The sequence below is a fragment of the Flavobacteriales bacterium genome (genome assembly GCA_020635395.1).
GTDB lineage: Bacteria > Bacteroidota > Bacteroidia > NS11-12g > UBA9320 > UBA987.
The window spans coordinates 255,082-276,851 of record JACJZV010000001.1; the positions used below are offsets into that span (position 1 = coordinate 255,082).

General features: G+C 39.6%; 17 protein-coding genes. 10 read left to right on the forward strand and 7 right to left on the reverse strand.

The annotated features are described in order from the left end of the window. From H6607_01065 to H6607_01080, 4 genes are all read left to right on the forward strand, one after another. Positions 1–2,178 carry a hypothetical protein gene (locus H6607_01065; protein ID MCB9260955.1) on the forward strand — a complete coding sequence of 726 codons (2,178 nt, stop codon included), beginning with the start codon at positions 1–3 and terminating at the stop codon, positions 2,176–2,178. Further along, a complete protein-coding gene (locus H6607_01070) occupies positions 2,175–4,166 on the forward strand; it encodes a hypothetical protein (GenBank protein ID MCB9260956.1) in 1,992 nt (663 codons plus the stop codon). The genes H6607_01065 and H6607_01070 overlap by 4 nt, the downstream gene beginning before the upstream one ends. A 68-nt stretch (positions 4,167–4,234) precedes the next feature. Further along, positions 4,235–5,941 carry an OmpA family protein gene (locus H6607_01075; protein MCB9260957.1) on the forward strand — a complete coding sequence of 569 codons (1,707 nt, stop codon included), beginning with the start codon at positions 4,235–4,237 and terminating at the stop codon, positions 5,939–5,941. Positions 5,942–5,961: 20 nt separating this feature from the next. Next, on the forward strand, positions 5,962–6,879 hold the full coding sequence (locus H6607_01080) for a hypothetical protein (GenBank protein ID MCB9260958.1): 918 nt from the start codon (positions 5,962–5,964) through the stop codon (positions 6,877–6,879). A 29-nt stretch (positions 6,880–6,908) separates the two neighbouring features. On the opposite strand, the gene H6607_01085 is transcribed toward H6607_01080, so the two are convergent. Genes H6607_01085 through H6607_01100 form a run of 4 tightly spaced genes read right to left on the reverse strand, consistent with a single transcriptional unit; the run spans position 6,909 to position 12,222 of the window. Continuing rightward, positions 6,909–8,354: an O-antigen ligase family protein gene (locus tag H6607_01085; protein MCB9260959.1), complete on the reverse strand. Its 1,446-nt coding sequence runs from the start codon at positions 8,352–8,354 to the stop codon at positions 6,909–6,911. Positions 8,355–8,360: 6 nt separating this feature from the next. Further along, a complete protein-coding gene (locus H6607_01090) occupies positions 8,361–9,374 on the reverse strand; it encodes a hypothetical protein (GenBank protein ID MCB9260960.1) in 1,014 nt (337 codons plus the stop codon). 37 nt (positions 9,375–9,411) lie between these two features. Next, complete coding sequence (locus H6607_01095; GenBank protein ID MCB9260961.1) at positions 9,412–10,872, reverse strand: polysaccharide biosynthesis C-terminal domain-containing protein; 1,461 nt, start codon at positions 10,870–10,872, stop codon at positions 9,412–9,414. Positions 10,873–10,875: 3 nt separating this feature from the next. Continuing rightward, positions 10,876–12,222: an FAD-dependent monooxygenase gene (locus tag H6607_01100; GenBank protein ID MCB9260962.1), complete on the reverse strand. Its 1,347-nt coding sequence runs from the start codon at positions 12,220–12,222 to the stop codon at positions 10,876–10,878. 305 nt (positions 12,223–12,527) lie between these two features. Between H6607_01100 and H6607_01105 the strand changes: the two genes are divergently transcribed. After that, positions 12,528–13,286, forward strand: a complete 759-nt coding sequence (locus tag H6607_01105; GenBank protein MCB9260963.1) for a YebC/PmpR family DNA-binding transcriptional regulator — start codon at positions 12,528–12,530, stop codon at positions 13,284–13,286. 172 nt (positions 13,287–13,458) lie between these two features. Here the strand turns inward: H6607_01105 and H6607_01110 are convergent, their stop codons facing one another. Further along, positions 13,459–14,514 (reverse strand): hypothetical protein, encoded by a 1,056-nt coding sequence (locus H6607_01110; protein MCB9260964.1) that lies wholly within the window; start codon positions 14,512–14,514, stop codon positions 13,459–13,461. 196 nt (positions 14,515–14,710) lie between these two features. Between H6607_01110 and H6607_01115 the strand changes: the two genes are divergently transcribed. From H6607_01115 to H6607_01135, 5 genes are read left to right on the forward strand one after another with little or no spacing between them, the layout of a single operon-like run. After that, entirely contained in the window at positions 14,711–16,258 is a 1,548-nt protein-coding gene (locus H6607_01115) for an acyl-CoA carboxylase subunit beta (GenBank protein ID MCB9260965.1), read from the forward strand. 1 nt (position 16,259) lies between these two features. Further along, positions 16,260–17,381, forward strand: a complete 1,122-nt coding sequence (gene glf / locus H6607_01120) for a UDP-galactopyranose mutase (GenBank protein MCB9260966.1) — start codon at positions 16,260–16,262, stop codon at positions 17,379–17,381. Next, positions 17,368–18,099, forward strand: a complete 732-nt coding sequence (locus tag H6607_01125; GenBank protein MCB9260967.1) for a glycosyltransferase family 2 protein — start codon at positions 17,368–17,370, stop codon at positions 18,097–18,099. The genes glf and H6607_01125 overlap by 14 nt, the downstream gene beginning before the upstream one ends. Beyond that, a complete protein-coding gene (locus tag H6607_01130; GenBank protein ID MCB9260968.1) occupies positions 18,096–18,743 on the forward strand; it encodes an aquaporin in 648 nt (215 codons plus the stop codon). The genes H6607_01125 and H6607_01130 overlap by 4 nt, the downstream gene beginning before the upstream one ends. Then, positions 18,703–19,113 (forward strand): arsenate reductase ArsC, encoded by a 411-nt coding sequence (locus tag H6607_01135; protein ID MCB9260969.1) that lies wholly within the window; start codon positions 18,703–18,705, stop codon positions 19,111–19,113. Before H6607_01130 ends, H6607_01135 begins: the two co-directional genes overlap by 41 nt. Before the next feature lie 59 nt (positions 19,114–19,172). Here H6607_01135 and H6607_01140 read toward each other — a convergent pair whose 3' ends face one another. Both H6607_01140 and H6607_01145 read right to left on the reverse strand, forming a co-directional pair. Continuing rightward, positions 19,173–20,435: a hypothetical protein gene (locus tag H6607_01140; protein MCB9260970.1), complete on the reverse strand. Its 1,263-nt coding sequence runs from the start codon at positions 20,433–20,435 to the stop codon at positions 19,173–19,175. A gap of 69 nt (positions 20,436–20,504) precedes the next feature. Beyond that, the gene (locus H6607_01145) at positions 20,505–21,686 is read right to left on the reverse strand and encodes an FmdC precursor (GenBank protein ID MCB9260971.1); all 1,182 of its coding nucleotides are present in this window, start codon (positions 21,684–21,686) and stop codon (positions 20,505–20,507) included. Between the last annotated feature and the right edge of the window lie 84 nt (positions 21,687–21,770).

Sequence of the window (21,770 nt, forward strand, 5' to 3'; positions counted from 1 at the left end):
ATGAAAAATATCGTTGTAAATTTCCAGAAAGGGAAAAATCCGCCGCTACTCAGTTGGTCAAAATGGGTTAAGCTATTTCTTCCCCTTTTAGTTTTGATTGGTGCTTTCAATACTTCTTTAGCACAAACAAATTTGACCGTTAAACCCTATGTTGGTTACAACAAACCCTTAGGTAATTTTAGAGATTTTGCTCAAAATGGTTACGATTTTGGTCTTTCAATTGATTATCTTTTTTCCAAAAATTTTGGGTTCGGTTTTGATTTTAATCAACAAAACAACAACCCCAAAAATCCATTTGATTTTTCTGTAATTCCTTACAATCCGGGTTTATATACGGTTTCAAACACACAAAGTGGGAAATGGCAGGCAACTACCTTTGGTTTTGGGCCTGTTTACTATTATGCAGTATTCTCACCAAACTTTGGAACGGAGTTGTATATAAAACCGGGAGTTTCTTTCGTAAAAATCCCCAAGTACCAAACCACGTTTAACTATCAAGGAATTTCGAGAGATTTATTTAACCTCAATCAACACTCGGTTTCAACTTTTGGGCTGACAACCGGAATAAGATTTAATTATAAAATTGGCAACAATACCAAGATTTTTGTTAATCCGCAGCACGTTTACACCGCAGCCAAGGTCAATTACACCTACCGAGAAGTGAACAATGCTTTCCGTGTTGACCAAAATGGGCAGGTGCAGTTTAATCCAGGATTGTTGGTTGAGCAACCAGCCATTGAAAAACAATTTAACGTATCTTATTTTAACCTGAATTTAGGAATTTCACACAATTTCGGAAAGTCAAACGCTGCAAGTAACCTTAGTGAAAAAAAAACCGATTGTAGAGCAGCCAATCTAAAATCGCCACCCGACCAAAAAAATTATTATTTATCCGAAAAAGAAAGGCCAGATTTTGAATGGAATGATGACAACAGAAACACTCCGAAATTTTATGTCCTCAAAATAGTTGATGATAAAAACAACCTAATTTATTCTACCCAAACAAAAAAGCAAAGCGTAAAGCACAACAGGGAGTTGGAGTCCGTCTATCAGGCACATTTTAACGAAAAAGGAAAAACGCTTGGTTGGAAGGTAGAATCGCATTTTGACGAGTGTGGGATTTTAGAAAGCGAAACCCAATATATTCAAGGCTATACAAGAAGTGTGGGTTTAGTTGCCGATTTACTTGAGGTAGAATGCAAACCAGCAGCCTTTGACACGCTTGGCTTTGTTCATTACTATGGCAGAGTTTGTTTGAAAAATGCAGGCACCACCAATATAGTTATTCCAAGTCAGACATTTTATGCAAAAGACCCCACAGGAACGAACCCCGACCAAGTTGCCAACCCTGTTTCAAGAAATATTGGTGGCTTGTTGACCCCAGTTCCGGTGCTCCCAATAACCTTAATCCCTGGGCAAAATATTTGCTTTTGGGTGGAGTTTAAACGTCCCATTGGCGAGCAAAACACCGAATTTTATCTGAACTACCAACAGCAAAATTCGGCCACGGTATTAAATGAAATTGCTCCGGCAAAATTGCCGTCGTGCATTTGCAACGTGTGTAAAGGTTGGAAAATAGTTTCGACAAATGAGAAGTTTTGGCAACTTAATACCAGCAAAACCAACATGAAAATACGAACCGATTTTCAACTATTGAATGCCAACCCAATTAAAGAAATAAAAGCCGAAATAATTAGTGTAGAACACAATGTAAATGATGAGCAATGCCGCACTTGCACAAAGCATGATGAGCAAATGGGGCTGTTTTATAATGGTTATGGATCTGGAAGAATTTATTCAAGCAATGGCTGGCAAAATAGCGGGCAAGCACAAAACTCCGACGGCAGCAACGATAATTATTTCAACGAGTTTACATGGGTTGCCCAAACGAGTCAAGGTGTGGACATGTCTGTTCTTCCTGCCAAAATGATTATGATGAATTTGAATTTGCCCCAATTGAGCAAATTAGAATGTTGCACAGGCACTTACACTGTCTGCATTCGCTACACATTTACCGACATTAATTGTCAAACCTGCGATACAGTTATCTGCTATGAGTATAAAAGCAATCAAAACTCCGGCAATGGAACCGGAACCGGACAAGATGGGGGACTGGACACCGATGTTTCTCAAAATGAAAAAGATGAAGTTTTAACTCCTAAAAAATTAAAAAAATGAAGAAGATAGTAATAGTATTAGCATTGGCTGCTTGTCAACTGACATCCTTTGCCCAAACAACTTGTACAAATTTTGACAATGAGGCTACAACTGGACTAGTCGGACAAGTTGGAACAAACGCCGCCGTTGGAGCAACATTTGGTAATTGGATGCAAAGATGTGGTCTAATGGCAATAAGAAGTGACGCTAATTCACTTGCACCTGGAAACAATTACTTGTATCTCCAAGATGTGGGTTGTGGCAATGGTTCATCATTGGTATGGAATTCCATAGATTTTTCAGGAAATTGGACTCAATTTAACAATTGTTTTTGTTACGACTTTAATGTAATAAATAACGGTAATGCTGCACCTCCACCACCATCTATTTTGACAATTTATAGTGGTAATACACCAATTGGAGCAACATTATCCGCAAAATTTGTTTTAAACTCTCCAATGATTGCCGGTTCAGGATGGAGAACTATTTGTCCGCCAATCAGCTTATCCGATGGAGCTGGTAATCTACCTTCAAATGCTCTGGGTGGTTGGGTTATGAATAATAGCGGCACAAGTGCAGATTGGGATGCACTGATAACCAACGTTGGAGGAATAATGTTCAATCTCGATATTGGTGGTAGTCCTACAGAACAATACGGTGTTGACAACATTTGTTTTCAACAGTGTCCGCCAAACCAACAACCTAATCCTCAAATCCCAAAGGTTACCAATTGCCACTGCACACCACTCGACATTTGGAACTATTGGGGGACACCAGATCCATTGCCAGTACAAAACGCCACCGTAAATGGAGTAAATTTATCTTATGCCGAAGAAACGTTTGAATTACACAGAAATTCTGCTATTCCAATTACGGAGCTTAGGGTGGATATCACCGATATAGATTTTGAATATGAATATGAGCAGTGTGCTCAATGTGTAAACAATCCCGCACTTTGGGGAAGTATTTATAGTTCGGATAATGCCATTGGTACTGCACCAAACAGTTTAAACCAAAACCCACCTTTTACTTTAACCAATTGGGCAAATAACACCACAAGCGGCGTGAATGTGCGAGAAATAAAGTGGCAAAATCCAAACGGAGCTATGCTGCTCAGCGGCGATAAATTTAAAGTAAGCTACGTTTTGCCACCCATATCAGAAATACCATGTTGTGCCACAAAGGTTAAAATTTGTGTTAAAGTATCGTGGAAAGATGCCAACTGTTGCCAGAGTGTGGTTTATACCTGCTCCAACATTGATTTATCAAACAAAATAAAATCGCTTGGCATAATCAACAAAGCCAACGGTTGCTGTGAGAGAACATTGGTTGCCGAGACAGATAAGCCTGCTACTTATTTGTGGAATACGGGAGCCACATCGCAACAAATAAATGTTTCTGAAAACGGAATATACACGGTTACTGCCACGGCTGGCGGGGCTTCCATTACCCAAACGATTGTTGTGTCCGACATACTGAAAGGAAATTTTCCTACCCTATCCTATTGGCACACCGCTACACCCGATTTGGGCAACAATTTTATTATCAGGGATTACACCAAAGCCGATGGAGCACCCATGTCGTATAACGCCACAAAATACACTTTGTGGATTTTTAGCCGATGGGATACCGACCCCTACAATGGAGCTTTTCGTAAAATTACCGGAACTGCAAGTTGCGGTGATGGCCTAAAAAATGGGGTGATTCAATGGGATGGAAGAGATGACCAAGGGAACAAGGTTCAATCAGGGATGTATAATTTTGTTTTACGACTCGAAAACTGCGACCATCCATGTTCGGATAATGTAAATCTCTGCAACGAGTGCCACAACTACGAACGATACCATTATGGCAGCACCAGCGGTTGCAACAATCCTAAGAACTGCCAATACGATTGCATTGACTGTGTTAAAAAATGGAAATTTCCGATTCCATGGCCTATTTGGGTTTGTGAAGATGGCTGGGGAATTTCTCAAAATAGGGTTGGTGTGATAAACCTTCAATGGTAGAAAGGAAAAAATCATAAAAAGTTGAGTTAGGTAACGAAATCTTAGGGTACTAATCCAAAAAACAAAAAATGAAACATTTAGTAAAATTATTATTGACGATGCAATTGTGCTTTATCGGTTATTTGTCTGAGGCACAATTATCCTTGCAACCCCTTAATGGGCCTGCAGTAATTTTTAGCCCAAGAATTGGGTATGACATTCCATTTTTTAACAACAATACACCGTATATTGATTACAAAGGTGGTTTAGAGTTTGGTGCATCCTTGGATTATTATTGGTCTTGGTTTGGGATGGGTTTCGACTACGATTATATCAAAAATAAAACCCACAGCACGTATCCTACTGCCAATATTTACAACCCAAGTTTAATCACCAATTTTAGTTTAACGGAGGGCAAAATTACTCGAAGCTTTTATGGCTTAGGGCCAGATTTCATGTGGGCACATCCTGCCAACAGATTTATGATAGAGTTAAACACGAGAACAGGATTAGGAAATATTAAAGGTGGCCGAGTTTTGCTATATGATGCAGTGGCTGGCGATGTGCTTAATTTTCATGCCGGATATAATGTAAAAAATAAGTTTGCCACTAAGGCACAAACACGCTTTACTTACTTTTTTAATAACTATATTGGCATCAACGCCGGAGTGTATTACATCCGACATTTTGGAACTTCCGAGTTGACAGAAATGGGCGTTTCTTCGGCATATCAGCCACTAACATCTCCACAATCAGGCATCAATATTTTTGACGGAAAACTACAGACACGCGAATATTGCAACTGCGATGTATCATCGGTCGGATTTTTTGGAGGGATTACATTCAAAATTCCAATTACAGAAAAAGAAGAGTGCAGCACCTGTTGCAAAACGTATGCCTTGGCCGTTACTGCAAGAGACAAATACACTGGGCAACTTTTGGCCAATACGGATGTAGTGGTGAAAAAATCTGATGGTTCTGTGGTGGCTACTGGAACCACTAATAGCTATGGTGTGGTGGTTTTTGACCCTATTAAGCCCGACAATTATACCATTGAAGGTAAACTGTATGAGGTAGCGTTAGAGCCAACCTCGACACGAAAAGAAGAATTTGTGCACGGCGAAACACTACAAAAAGAAATACTTTACACCAATCAGGATTTTATTTTGGAAGGAACCGCAGTTATATGCAACACTTCCACAGGTTTATCAGGGGTAAAAGTAACACTCAAAAACACCACGCTTGGTGAACAAAAAAGCACCATGACCGATCAAAACGGTAAGTACATTCTGCACGTTCAGCAAAATAGGATTTACTCTATCTATGGCCAAAAGTTGAAATATTTTTCGCAAACTGAAACAATAAATACATCCGATTTTAATAGGAATACCACGCTTTTTGTAAAGTTGGAAATTTGTCTTGAAGAGGCTGATTGCGGTGCATCTTTGGCTCTGAAAAATATTCATTATGATTTAGACAAGTATTACATAAGAGACGATGCTAAACCCGAATTGGAGAAAGTAGCTCAGTTTATGTTCGACAATCCAGATGTAAAAGTGGAACTTTCCTCTCACACCGATTCTAGAGCTTCAACAGAATATAATCAAACACTTTCGCAAAACAGGGCAAATGCTGCGATAGATTATTTGGTAACAATGGGCGTGTCAAGAGACCGACTCATCGGAATAGGCTATGGCGAAACAAGATTGCTCAATGGTTGTGCTGATGGGGTAAATTGCACAGAAGCTCAACACCAAATAAACAGACGAACCGAAATAAAAGTGATTTGTAATTAACTTTTAATTAAGAAAATAATATGAAAACAAGAATAGTAAATTGGAAAACATATAGGGTGGGAACAATTGTTTTGTTGTTGATCTCGCTTTTTTATCAGTGTAGAGTTGATAATTGTGAATACATAGAACGTGATTGTGAGACTTGCCGCGACAGTTTTGAAAAAAATCCTAACTCAGGTTTGTGTGAGCGTACTAAAAGTGAAATGGCCGTACTAAATGGCAATTTGGTAACTATTAGCAAAGGCGATGAAAACAATTCGTATTCTTCAGGCGGGGCAAATCTTTATGCAACTGTTGACACGCTCATGCCGCTTAGCACCCAAGCTTCTGGTAACAACACTTACGACAAAAATGGGACAATTGTACCCGTGGTTGCCAACATTCGGGGTATTTGGACAAACGGTTCAACAGGAAAAACACGATTAAACGAAGTAGGCGTTTGGGGAGGTGTTGGAAACAACCAATGGGCAGGATTTTCCACTTGCATTGAGTCAAACACCACAAAAACAGTTTGTATTGGCGTTGGTGCTGACAATATGTTTCGGCTAAAAGTTAATGGCCGTTTGATTGTGAATTTTATCAATTCCAACACGTTTAACTTTGCATACTGGCATGTTTTCGAATATACCTTACCTGCCGGAAAAAACATCATCGAAATGGAGGGATTAAATACAGGTTCTCTTGCTGCTTTTGGTGCGGAAATTTATGATGCTTCATTGGCTGATATTCAAACTTGGACAAGCCCCACAGATATTGACAATCATCTCATTTTTTCAACTAAAAATCAGGTAGGAAAAACCTTTCAAACCGGAACTGTTAATGGCTATTCTTGCCCACTTGGTTATGCCATTGATTTTTGCTCGGGTGATACCATTCCAATTTGCACATTAATAGAACGAGAAAAACCTGTTGATTGCCCGAAACTTATCTTGAAATAACTTTATATCTAACTTTTTTGAGCCTGTAATTACATTGCAGGCTCTTTTTTTTCCTCCCTCAAATGATACCTTCTCGCAGCAACAATAACGGCCATAAAACCCCACATGGGAACGGCAATTTTGTCAAACTCGCTGTAATTGTTGAGAAGGCCATGAACGAAATAAGTGATTAGACCCAGCAAACAGCCTAAAACAAGACCTTTTATCCGAATGTTGGCAGCTTCGTAATAAACCAGAAATCCTTGTTGAATGGTGACAATGACCAAAATCAAAAATAAAATACCTCCAACAAAGCCGGACTCCACAAATGGGCGAAGGTATTCGCTGTGTACATTGCCCAAATCACCTGAGTTGGTGCTAATAATGGTCATTTCATAAGGCAATTGGTATGAACCATACTCGTAGGTATATGTTCCTGGGCCAAAACCTAAGATTGGCTTATCTTGAAACATTCTATACACACAGCTCCAACGATTAAGTCGTTCAAGATTTGATGGGTCGGTGCTGATGTTGGAAAAAGATTGTAGGTGTGCAGTAATGTCATCGTCGGAATCTTGTTTATTTCTACTTAACTCACTAAAAATAAGACTCTGGAACAAAAGAAACACTGCAAAAATGGAAATACCTACGGTTGCCACGGTTTTAAATTTAACCTTTAGCCAAAGCAAGCCCCAAACTCCAAAGGCAATGATAATACTCAGCCACGACGCTCGGGTAAACGAAAAAATAACGCCCAATAAAACAATCAATGCGATACCTGCTGCCACAGTCTGCCAAAACGGGTTCACCCGCATTTTAGATCCAAAAAGAGCAATGACCAACATAGGTGGTATGGCAAATGAAATGGCTGCTGCATACATGCCATGGTCGGGCAAAAATGGTCGCATGGCGGTGTATGCATAAAGTCTAGTAAAACTCTCGGCAGCATGATTTTTTAGGGTGTAGAGTGTTAAAAATGTGGTTGCAATGGCAAAGCACCAGATAAATATAGAGATGCTTTTTTCATTTTTAAAAAAATGCGAAAGAGTTAACAAAAACACGGCCACATACCATGTGTATGCCAGTGAATATTTCATGCTAACGATGCCATGTGTGCTGCTAATGCTGGTAATGTAAAGCCAAAGCATATTTATCAAAGCCACCACCACGATGGGGTTTTTCAAAATATGTATGTCAAATGTTTTTCCACTAATCAGTTTAAAAAGCACTCCGGCAAATAGCATTACAATGATGGGCTCGGTGGGAACGCTCATGCCAATGCCGGCTCCAATATCTTTTAATGGTATAGAAATAGGTGTGGCAAACGCAAGAAAATAGATAACCTTGTCGGTGTGATGAAACAGCAAATAAAGAAATAACGGAACAATTGGCAGTGCAGCTATGTAAAAAAAATCAAAGGCAAAGCACACCAAATTGATTGCCAAAAAAAGCAACCCAACAAGGTAAAACCACGTTATGTCAGCCTTTTTTAACACAAAAAATTAGGCAGTTATTTTTTTGCGTTGCTCGGTATAAAGCAAATAAAGGCATGCGGCAAATAGGGAGGCCAGAGTGCCAAGCACCACAAACAATTTTCTGTTTGGCAACGCCTTCTTTTCTGGAGCCACCGCAGATGATACAGTAAACTTTTGCGGAATGGTTTTTTCTACGTCAATTTTGGCCTTGTTATAGCGTTTTCTCAATTCGCTGTATTCTTCCAGTTCCAAAATCAATGTTTCGTATAAGTTGGTGTATTCCGAACCGTATTTGGCCAACGTATCTTTCTCCGACCGAAGTGCTGCTACAGAAGCACCTGTGGCTCCGCGGGCTTGCAATGCATAATAGGCTTCGGTAACAGATTGTGCCTGTTTTTCAATATCCAAAATGCCTTTTTTTCCCAAATCTTGTAGCCCGAGTTTTAAATTCCAAACCTCTTTTTCTTTGTTTTTAAATTCTTCTTCTACAATAATAAAAGCAGGTTGGGCTATTTCTCTTTGAATTTCGGTTTTAACGCTATCGTAAAGATTGGCAATTCCATTGGCCAAAGATGCAGCCATTTTTGGGTCTTCGTCCAATACTTTTATTGAAATAGACAAATAGCGTGTACGATTAAAACTGATGTTTTTTTCTATTTTCTTTTGAAGTTTCGTGAGCGGATATTTGCCGTTAGGGTCAATATCATAGTGCTTCATCAAATCAAAATTTCGGATTAATCGAGAAGTCAATTTTTCCGATTTCAAAATTTGAAGTGCATTTTCTGCCTCTTCTTCCTCCCCAAAGGCCAATGGGTCAGCCTCACGTTTATTCATTTCTGTAAACATGGCATTACCAATAGAATTGATGGTGGAGGGGTAAAAAACATACTCGGCCTCATAGCGGGGTTTTACCAAAAAGGAGGCTGCAGCACTCAATATGGCGGCAACAATACCAATGATAATGAGGTGTTTTTTCCATCGAATCAAAAACGAAAGGATGTCGGTAAAAGTAAAATCAATAAAATTTTCTTGTGTGCTCATATTTTAGCCATTCAAAAAAAGGGTCTGCAAAAATAGATTAATTGTCTGAAGCATTTTGGGTTTTACGACGACTCAGCAACTTCAGTGTGTTCGAACCTATCAAACCAAAGCCTACGACAAGCAAAATGGCGATTAAAATGCCGAACATTATGGTAACGAAGGGTTGGTGTAAAAATTGCAAAAGCACAAAATAAAATAATGTAAAAATTCCAAAAACGACTACAAGTTTCAGCAAGTATTTTTTTGAAATTTGAAATTCAAAATGTTTGTAACTTGCAATTAAACAGCCTATTGCAAAAATAAATTGGGTAATTAACGTGGCTATGGCTGCCCCCGAAATGCCTTTAGTAGGAATGAGCAAATAGTTTAATATGATGTTGAGCAATGCCGAAGCGGCAGCCAAAATGTTTAACGATTTCAATCGATGAGCGGCCGTTAAAAGTGTACCAAAAATAAATACAGAACTGGAGGCTATAAAGCTAAAAAGCAGGTAAATAAAAGTTGTTTCGGAGATTAAATGTACCTTGTCCGGAAACATAAATGCTAAAAGGGGTGTGGCCACAGGTGCCAAAATAATGCAGCTCATTACTACCGGAATGAGCAATATTTTAGTACTTAAATAGACCAAATTTTGCACCTCAATTTTGTTGGTAATAATTTTGGCAAACATGGGCAACAGCATACCCGAAAACAAGGCTGCCATCATATTGGCTGCATCTAACAATCGGTAGCTCATGGCATATCGATAGGTTTCTTCCTGATTCAGCATGTTGCCAATCATAATGGCATCAATACGAGTAAAAACCACCATGAGCGTAATGAGCAATGCATACGGGAGCGAAGATTTTATAATTGTAAGAACCGACAGGCTTTTTTCTTTTTTGGTGTAAGCCTTTAGTTTTGACTGATTAAGCCAAAGGCCAACGGCAAAAGTGAATGCCACACCCAACACCTGCACCAGCACAAAATTTTTGATGGTAAGCAAATGATGAAAGGCCGGAACAATCAACCAAATACCCAAAACTAAAATGGCCAACAATCGGTCGGCAAGAGCTAAAACGCCATCCATTTTAAACAAATGCATGCCGGCCAAATTCGACCTAAAATATTGATTGTAAGAGTTTAATATTTGAAATGCAGCCAATGCCGAAAGCAAAAGCCACTGTTTGCCATTAATATGCAAAAACCATCCGGAGGTCAAAAGCAGGGCAACATAAACGAGGCTAAGCCAACATTTTGCTACCAAAAATCGAACAAAATTGGTTTTGAAATATCCTACATCTTGAGCCACCAGCTTGCTGTTCATATTTTGCAAACCCATGTCAAGAAAAATAACAAATAAGATGGATTGACTTAAAAGCCAATAATAAGAGCCATAATCTTTTGCCGGAAGCAGGTTTTGCACCGCCCGATCAATAACCAAAATCCAAACAATTTTAACCAACAGGTTTAACCCCTGTACAAAAAGTAGGTCGGATAAAAATTTCCGTTTTTGCATAGGCTACGCACTCGGCAAATCGCGTTGTTCCATCAATTCCAGAACAAATGTGCGATTTGTGATGCGATCTTCCCAGCCATTGGCAATTATTTTTTTCACTAATTTGGTATTTGCTTCGCCTTTCACTTTAGCCTCATAGTAAGGAATGTTCGTGAAAGTTACCATTTCGTATTGCGATTGAAACAAGTCGGGGTGCAGCTCACACAAATCGTGCTCAATGTTTTTGTAATGCAAAAACTCTTCATCACCCACTAAATCACGCATTTCTACGAAATTTTGCAGAGCCAAATCGGCAATAGAATCGGCATTTATTTTTCTTAATTTTTGATATTCGGCAAATGCGGCTTCCACGTTGTCGTTGTGTTTGGTAAGGCATTCGTCAAGAACCACGCAATCTTCGAAGGCACAATTCATGCCTTGACCAAAAAATGGAACTACGGCATGGCATGCGTCTCCAATAAGTGCGGCTTTTTCCTTTACCCACGGGTAGCAACGCACGGTTACCAAACTTCCGGTGGGGTTGCTGAAAAAATCTTCGGTAAGCGTAGGCATCATCGGCACCGCATCATGAAAATGTTCGTTGAAAAAATTCATCAAATCTTGTTCTGTTTTGATGGTGTCAAAACTGTTTTTGCCTTCAAACGGGTAAAACAATGTGCAGGTAAATGTTTTGTCGGGGTTTGGCAGGGCTATCATCATATATTCGCCTCTGGGCCATATATGCAAAGAGTTAGGCTCCATGGCAAATTGCCCGTCTTTGGTAGGAGGAATGGTCAATTCTTTGTAGCCGTGATCTAAAAAATCTTGCGAAAAATCCATACGGCTACTGGTTTGCATGGCCATACGCACAGCCGAAAAAGCCCCGTCACCACCAATAATAAAGTCGGATTTTTCTGTAACTCGTTCTCCGTTTTCATTTTCAAAAATGGCTATCGAATTTTCAAAATCAATATCCAAACATTTGTGGTTGAAAAACAATTGAACATGTTCATTTTCATCAGCTAATTCGAGCAACTGAATGTTGAGTCCACCTCTGGAAACCGAATTAATATATTGACCTTCGGTGCCATAAGGTTGGTATGAAAGTTCACCCGTTTCGGAGTGCATGGTGCGGCCATTCATGGGTATGGCATCTTTTAAAATATCCTCTTTCAGTCCTACTTTTTCCAACGCCCGCAAACCACGGGTAGAAAGAGCCAAATTGATGGATTTACCGGCACTGATGTCGGTGTTTCGCATATCGGGTCGGCGTTCAAAAACCTTTACTTCATAGCCTCGTTTGGCAAAATATACGGCCATTAGCGAACCCGCAAGGCCACCTCCCACAACTGTTATTTTTATTTTTGTCATACTGAATGCAAGTTTAGGAAAGTATTTTTAGAAAACGCAAGTTTTGATTTTTATCATAAAAAAGTGGGGGTGCGTAAAAGCGTCTTTTTTTAACCATTAAGAAATTTAGGTTCATTAAGTCTTAATTTTCTTAATGCCTGAATGGTTCAAGAAATAACACAATTTGAGTATCATGCTTTTCCACCTTTGAGGGGACGCGATACCACAGATTATAGTTTCTAACATCGCATAGCAGCTAATTCATTGCCGAGAACTAACATCTCTACCAAAAACTTCACTTAATTTGCAGCACAAAGAAAAAAAGCATGGCAGGCCATAGCAAGTGGGCAAATATCAAGCACAGAAAGGCGGCACAAGATGCCCGCCGCTCAAAGGTTTGGACACGGATAATAAAAGAAATAACCGTGGCCGCTCGCGATGGTGGAGGCGATATTGCCTCCAACCCAACGCTGCGATTGGCCGTGCAAAATGCCAAAGGTGCCAACCTGCCAAAAGATACCATCGAACGTGCCATCAAAAAAGGGGTGGGCGGCGAAGGTGCCAATTTGCAGCCTATCAATTATGAAGGGTATGGGCCAAACGGCATTGCCATTTTTGTAGAAACCATGACCGACAACCTCAACCGAACAGTGGCCAATATTCGCTCCATTTATACCAAAAGTGGCGGAAGCCTTGGCACCAATGGCTCATTGAGTTTTATTTTTGACCAAAAAGGTGTTTTTACTTTTTCTAAAGAAAATATTGCCAAATGGAATGCTGAGGAGCTTGAATTGGAATTGATTGAAGGTGGAGCCGAAGAGATAGAGCCAACCGATGAAGGCCTTTCTGTTACCGTGGGTTTTGAAGATTTTGGCATGATGCAAAAAAAACTGGAAGAAATAGCCTTAGAAGCCACCAGTGCCGATTTGCAGCGAATACCCACAAGCACCACGGCCTTGGATGTAGAATCGGCCAAAAAAGTACTGGCCACCATCGAAAAATTTGAAGAAGACGACGATGTAACCAACGTATATCATAATCTTGAACTGACCGACGACCTTTTGAACGCTCTTAATGCACAATGAATAAAGAACAAAAAAGAGAAAAGCTGCTTCGCAAACGCACCGAATCGAAACTGGGTGGGGCGAAAAACGCATCGAATCGCAGCACAGCAAAGGAAAACTGACTGCCCGAGAGAGGTTGGATTATTTGCTTGATAAAAATTCGTTTGAAGAAACTACCATTTCTAATAAAACCCTACTTAACTTGTTCCGCCTCGTTTAGCCTGTACAAATACGCTCCGTATTGGAGCAAAATTTGGTGATTCGACAATTGGTAGATTGTAACCATTCTTGTCCTAAGCCTAAATACATTTATTTTACCCGGTGGTAGAGTTTCATTAATCTCAAAAAAATCGTTTAATGCTTCGCTCTTTTTCTCCTCTTTCAAGTGTTTAAAATAAAGTTCCGAACTCGGAAAAGTTAGTTGTTGAATGTAGTCAAATCCCAATTCAGTATTATTTATTTTCATCGATTTTTCTATGATTTCGATGGGTGTTTCATGGTTCAATTTTTCAATTACTGGTTTCTTTTTGAGTTCAGAAATACCTGGTTTTACATACCAACAATCGTATTGGGTTGTGGTATCCAAAACATATCCTATCAAAACCGGCCGCCAGTTTCTACAAATTTCTTTTGGTATTTTTTTTATATCGTTCCAATTCTGGCAACAGTTTTCTGCTATCATACTGTCAGAATCATTGCCACAGGTAATGTTGAATGTTTCAATAAATTGAGCTATAATATCCTTAAACTTATGCGAATAAGGTGAATTAAAATGATGCCAAATGAGTATTTTTCCATTTCGAACCACATAATGATCGGTTTTATCTATGCCAAAATCGTAGATGTGCTGCTGGGTGTATAAGTCGTTAAAAAACCATTTTGCACTATCTCTTGATTTGAATTGATAAACACTAAACCGTGTGTTTAAACTTCTCCATTTTTTTGACAATTCAAAACGATATTCAATCCTAGTAAATATTTCATTATCAAGTGTATCGCACACCAATTTGTATCTCAGTTCAGAATCAACATATCGAAACAAACTATCCAATTTTTGGCGATAAATGCTTAATCGGCTGTTTGAAAATTGATCAACATAGATTGACTTAGGCGATGCAATAATCGTATCAAACCTTATTGAGTCGGATTTTTTTTCTATGTAATTGCCCTCAGTATTGGTTGAATTATTTACGCACGATAAATAAACAATTTGAAGCAAAAATATTTGGAATATAAACTTTACCTTCATTTTACCTTTCAATACAACCAATAAAGTTGAGTATTATTCTCTCTCAACCTAAAAAAAACAAAACATTTTGAAGGTAACTATAAATTTCGGGCCGATTATCTACTTTAAATTATTTAATGATGTAGCCCACAAAATAATCATTTTGAATTTAATTTGTAGCCGAACATTTGAAACCGCTATCCGCTCTTAATGCACAATGAATAAAGAACAAAAAAGAGAAAAGCTGCTTCGCAAACGCACCGAATCGAAACTGGGTGGAGGCGAAAAACGCATCGAATCGCAGCACAGTAAAGGAAAACTGACTGCCCGAGAGCGGTTGGATTATTTGCTTGATAAAAATTCGTTTGAAGAAATTGGTGCTTTTGTAAAACACCGAAGCACCGACTTTGGACTGGATAAACAACATTATTTGGGCGATGGAGTGGTGACAGGTTATGGCACCATCAACGGACGATTGGTTTATGTTTTTTCGCAAGATTTTACCGTTTTTGGTGGCTCGTTGTCGGAAACTCATGCCGAAAAAATTTGCAAAATCATGGACATGGCCATGAAAAACGGTGCCCCGGTTATTGGACTCAACGATAGTGGTGGGGCTCGGATTCAGGAAGGCGTGGTTTCATTGGGCGGCTATGCCGATATTTTTTATCGAAATACATTGGCCAGCGGGGTTGTTCCACAAATTTCGGCCATCATGGGGCCTTGTGCAGGTGGTGCGGTTTATAGCCCAGCCATTACCGATTTTATTATGATGGTGGAAGACACTTCGTATATGTTCGTAACGGGACCAAACGTAGTAAAAACCGTTACCAACGAGGAGGTTTCGAGCGAAGATTTGGGGGGTGCTTCTGTGCATTCCACCAAGTCTGGGGTGGCACATTTCACGGCAGCCAACGAGGTGTTGGTGTTGGAGCAAATCAAAAAATTGATGAGCTACATTCCACAAAACTGTGAAGAACAAGCACCTCAAAACGAGTATAACGTAACCGCTGAAATTCGACCGGAATTAGACAAAATCGTTCCTGAAAATGCCAATCAGCCGTATGATATGCGAGATGTGATAAACGGGGTGATAGATGAGGCTTCTTTTTTTGAAGTGCATAAAGATTTTGCCGAAAACATTGTGGTAGGTTTTGCCCGATTGGGTGGCCGAAGCATTGGGGTTATTGCCAACCAGCCTGCTTTTTTGGCCGGAGTTTTAGACGTAAAATCGAGCCAAAAAGGGGCGAGATTTGTGCGTTTTTGCGATGCGTTTAACATCCCATTATTGGTGTTTGAAGATGTTCCCGGATTTTTGCCCGGCACCGATCAAGAGTGGAATGCCATTATTACCAACGGAGCAAAGTTGCTCTATGCCTTTAGCGAAGCCACCGTGCCGAGAGTAACCGTTATTACCCGAAAGGCTTATGGCGGTGCGTATGACGTGATGAATAGCAAACACATTGGTGCCGATATGAACTTTGCATGGCCGAGTGCCGAAATAGCTGTAATGGGTGCAAAAGGTGCTGCGGAAATTATTTTTAAGAGAGAAATATCGGAAGCTGCCAACAGCGAGCAGGCATGGAAAGACAAAGAGGAAGAGTATGCCAATATTTTTGCAAACCCCTATCGGGCGGCAGAAAGAGGTTTTATCGACGAGGTGATTTTGCCCGAAGAAACCCGTGCAAAGCTGATAAAAGCCTTTAAAATGTTGGAAAACAAGGTGGATAAACTACCTAAAAAGAAACACGGAAATATTCCTTTGTAAGATGACGAAACAGTACGACATCCTCATTGTAGGAGCAGGACCGGTGGGCTGTGTGGTGGCCGAGCGATTGGCCAAAACCAAGGGTTGGAGCTGCCTTATTATTGACAAACGCGACCATATTGCCGGAAACTGTTACGACCGAGTGCACGAAAGTGGTGTGCTGATTCATCAATACGGCCCGCATTATTTTCGATCAAACAAAAAGGAACTGATTGACTATCTCGGGCAATACACCGACTGGATACCGGGAAATTATGAGGTTAAGAGTTATTTTAATGGAGAATTATATCCGTTCCCTATCAATTTACTCACGCTGGGACAGTTTTTTAATCGAGAATTTACGGCAGAAGAAGCCGAGGCTTTTTTAAACGAAATTCGTGATGAAAATGCCGACCCCAGAAACTCCGAAGAGTTTGTGCTATCAAGAGTTGGTAAAGAACTGTATGAGGCATTTTATTTAAACTATACGCTTAAACAATGGGAAACACATCCAAAAGATTTAAACAAATCGGTATGCGGCCGAATACCTGTTCGGTTTAACAAAGACATTCGGTATGTTGACCACGAATATCAGCTTACACCAAAGGCAGGATTTACCCAAATGTTCCACAACATGATTGACCACCCGTTGATAGAAGTGCAGTTGAACACCGATTTTAACGATGTCAGAAATGAAATAAAGCCGCGTATAGCCACGCTTTATTCAGGCCCTGTTGATGCGTATTTTAATTTTGAATTGGGCAAATTGCCATGGCGGTCGCTCGATATTTCGTTTAAAGAATTTAAGGAAGAGTACAAACAACCTTGTGTTCAAATAAATTATCCAAACGATCACGAATACACCCGTTCGGTAGAAATAAAACATGTTACCGCCCAAAAAAGCGACAATACGGTTATTTCGTATGAAGTGCCAACCTGGGATGGCGACCCTTACTACCCAGTTCCGGCAGACGAAAATGCTGCACTTTATGCAAAATACAAGGCCCTGGCCGACAAGGAAAATGCCGAAAATAAAGTCTATTTTGCGGGCCGTTTGGCAAGGTATCTTTACATTAATACCGACGAAGCCATTGAAATGGCTCTTGAAACTGCCCAACAAATAATGAAAGATGCAGCAAAATGAGTTGGTTTGGGTAATAATGCCCGTTTACAATGAAGAGGAATCGTTAGCCCACGTTTTAGACGAGTGGCTTCCCGTATTCAGAAAAAATCTGAACAACTTTGTTTTTTGCGTTTTAAACGATGGGTCGAAAGATAAAAGCCTTGAAATTGCCAACCAGTATGCGGCACAAAACCCTGAAATAAAAGTGGTGGACAAGCCCAATTCCGGACACGGACAGTCGTGTATTTTTGGGTATAAGCTGGCTATAGAAAATAATGCCGATTGGGTTTTTCAAATGGATAGCGATGGCCAATGCAATCCCAATTATTTTGCCGACCTGGTAAAGCAATCTTCTCAAAATCAGGTGGTTTACGGCTACCGAAAAACAAGAGACGATGGCATGAAACGGTTTTATATATCGCGAATAGTGAGCATTTTTATTTGGTTTGCTACCCGAGTTTGGGTAAAAGATGCCAACGTTCCTTATCGGTTTATGCATATTTCTACCTTAAAAAAAGTGGTTGACCATGTTCCGAAAGACTTTCATTTAGCCAACATCTTAATCAGCACGTATCAAAAAAATACGTTTGGTATAAAATGGGTCAACATCCACTTTAACGACCGATTTGGTGGAGAACCGTCGGTAAAGTTATCGCTCTTTGCACACCACGGTTTGGTAATGTTTCGGCAGTTGAAAGCGGCGTATAAGGCTGTGAAAGCATTGCAGAAATACAAATGATACGGAGTTATTTGTCAGAATTTTTAGGAACTTTTTTGTTGGTCTTAATTGGCTGTGGTGCAGAGACAATCGGCAAAACCTGGCCTTTAGTTTTTATAGCTATTTCATGGTTTTTGGCCGTTTTAATTCCTATTTTGACTATGAAAAAATTAGGTTCTACCCATTTTAATCCGGCTGTATCATTGGCATTTTGGGCAAAAGGCAATCTGGCAAGCAAGAACCTAATGGCTTTTTGGGCAGTCCAATTTGTTGGGGCGGTGCTGGCTGCCTTTACTATAAAAATGTTCTTTGGAAATCCGGAATTGGTGGGCAATAATATTCCGAAGGTTAATGCCGGATGGCAGTTTTTGACCGAGTTTGGTTTTAGCTTTACTTTGATGCTTACCATTTTGTTTACAGAAAAAATGGAACGCTATGCCCCTTTTTTGGTAAGTTTAGTTGTGGGTGTAAACGTATATTTGGCCGGACTTTATACCACTTTGGGGATGAACCCGGCACGTAGTTTTGGCCCGGCGTTGGCCACCAACAATTATACGCAGTTGTTGATTTTTATTTCAGCTCCCATGATGGGAATGCTTCTTTCAATATTCATTTTTAAAAACTATGCAAAAGAAAAACCTGCTGGTGCTCTGCACCGGAAATAGCTGCCGAAGTCAAATGGCAGAAGCCTATTTTCGGCTTTATCACGGCGATAGATTTGACGTTTATTCTGCCGGAATAGAAAAACATGGCCTTAATCCGTTTGCCATGGGCATATTACTGGAAGACGGAATTGACCTTTCAAAACACGCATCCAAAACAATTGAAGAATTGCCCAAAATAGATTTTGATTTGATTATAACCGTTTGCGACCATGCCAACGAGGTTTGCCCCATTTTTTCAGGAAACGGGCAACGCATTCATCACAATTTTAAAGACCCGTCAAAGGCTGAAGGCACTGCCCAGCGGCTTATCGCAGCGTTTAGAAAAACCAGAGAAGAGATAAAAACATTTGCCAAAGATTTTACGGTTTAAGCAAAAAAAAGGCTGCCTCATTCAATATGAGGCAGCCTTTTTTATGAAATTGAAAAACGTTAGATATTTACTTGAAACTGCAAGGTGTACATACCTTTACGCTCTGTTTGCTCCATCAAGCCGGAGGCATTTGATGTGTAAACCGGTCTATTTTGATAACCTAATGTAAACTTCGGACCTAATTTGTCTTGAAGATAAAAGTTTACCCCGGCATCATACATATTCATCGGAGTTTTTAGAGCTTCGAAGTCACCCATTTCAACACTAATATACGGTTGGATTCTGTGGTCGTTTTTGTCAGATTTATCAAACAAATAGCCAATCTGTGCGTACAAAACACTTCCGGTTCCGATGCCAAAAAATCCGTTTCCTGCCCCTTGTGTGGCAGGATTTGGAGTAGCAATGGTTCGTAAATAATTGGTTCCAAAATTCATATTGGTGTAGGCCGTGTAAATGGTAATGGCTCTGCCGTTTTCATTTAATTTTTTTTCCATAAAAACATCTGCACCCAAAATTTCCATATTAGACAAACTGGTGTCGGTGCCATTTAATCTGGCCATGGCATCTTTTTGGTGCATATAGCCCAACGCTACATTAAAAACATCCTTTTTGCCCAAATAGGTAGCTTTTGTAAAGGGTTCTGCAATCGATTCTTTTTCCCAAAACTGATATTCCACTCTACTTAAATATTGTAGGTTGTTGCCTTTTGGGTTGGCGTTTGTAGAAGCGGTAATAGAATTGGTATAAACATAAGGGTTGGTTACTGCCACCACATAGTTGATAGATTTTACAGTGCCTTTGGCATAAGCCGATATACCTCGGTTACCGTAGATGCCAGAGGGGTTATATTGCTGATAAATTGGTGCATCCAATGTTAGCTGCGAACTGCTGCTTTGGGCGGAATATCGATTTACTCCGGCTCCCCAGCCTGTGAGACCACCGCCAATATGAAGGTTGTCTGAAAAATGATATTCTGATAAGCAATCGAATAAGGCCAACGGAGCAATATTGGGTGAACCATTTTTAAAATCGACATTGTTTTGACCCAACTGAATGTGCATAAACACCTTGGGAGTTACCATACCCAATGCTTGAATTCTCAAACGGCGAATAACCAAATCGGGGGCACCCGCCACAGAGTTGTTTCTAAGCATGGTGCCGGAGTTAAACTCGGTATATCTCCCCCATATTTGTAGGTTTCCACCAAATTTTAACCAAGCACTTCCGTCTTGATTGAGATTTACTTTTTGTGCATTTGCGAACAAATGTCCGGAAGCAACAAAGATTGTAAATAGAATTCTAAAATTAATACCTTTTCCCATTATAAAAAATAAACTTAAGTTGAAAATTAAATACCTAACATTTGTGCAAAATTTTAGAGATTTTAAAATCTAAAATTGCATTTCCATTTGAAATCTTAATCTATAATTTGGTTTCATTCCACCATTGTCAATCATAGAATAATCTGTTTGAATTTTTAATGAGTGACCAACCAAATATTTTGATAAACCCAGAGTATATTCACTAAGTTCTTTTAATGCTGAAAAGGTTTTGTCATCGGGTGTTTGATTTGAAAATCTGGCAGCAAATTCCCAATTTGATTTTATCAGATAGCCGGCTTGAATGCTCAGCCCAGTACCCGTAATAAACTTGCTTGACAAATTGTTTAGTTGCTTTTGTGCACTTTGGGTTGCATACTCGGCCAATACAGAAAATCCAGAATATTTGAATACTAAATCAGCTTCAAACTGCTCTAAAGTGTTGGCTACAAATTTGCCCAGTGAGTCAGTAACAAAACTTCCCAACTGACCTTGCTGTCGGATAGCGTTAACATTTTTGTTATAGGTCATACCCATTGCCAACTTAGGCTTTTGTTGACGGGTTAGATCACTTAATACGTAATCTTGATTTTTGCCTTCAAACGATCCAAAGGGCAATATTTCTAGTCTTGAAGTATAACAAGAGCCTCCATGATTACCTTCTGTTAAATCTCTACCCTCACCATTGCTTACCGAAAATATTGGTCGAACAACAATTTTCTTAATATTAAACTTACCATGCAATTGAATACCCATATCTCGATCGATATTAAAAGAGCCATTTAGAATAGATCTATCGACAAATTGAAGGTTTGCGGAAGAAACAACCCGCTCTCTGTTGCTTGGTAGTTTGGTTTGTCCAAACCAAACCTGCCAGTTTTTATTTAGCTGGTATTTAAAAACCGCATCCAAAATGATTCTCGATGCATCTTTAGTTTGTCCAGCTTCTTTATTTACGCTTATATCGTTGCTGGTAAGGCCTAGCTCCAATTTATATTTTAGTCTTGGATTAAAGGCAAAACCATCAAATTTTAGTCTTGATCTACGTACCATGGCATTTTGAGACCAAGAATTATCACTAGATGAATAATTAAAAGTGTAAAGATTTTGGATTCTAAAGTGAAACAAAAGACTCGCAGTCGAATCTTGATTGACAAAAGAAAGTCCTTTTCCAAATTTTGTTTGGGCTTTTGATGAAACATGCGTAAGCAAGAGGCAAACAAAAACAGAACTTGCAATTTTGAACAATTTCATAACAATTTTTTAATGTACAATTAATGTGGTGCAAAAAAGCAGCGTTTTGCTGGCTTCAAAAAATTTGAAAGGTAAAGACTTTCC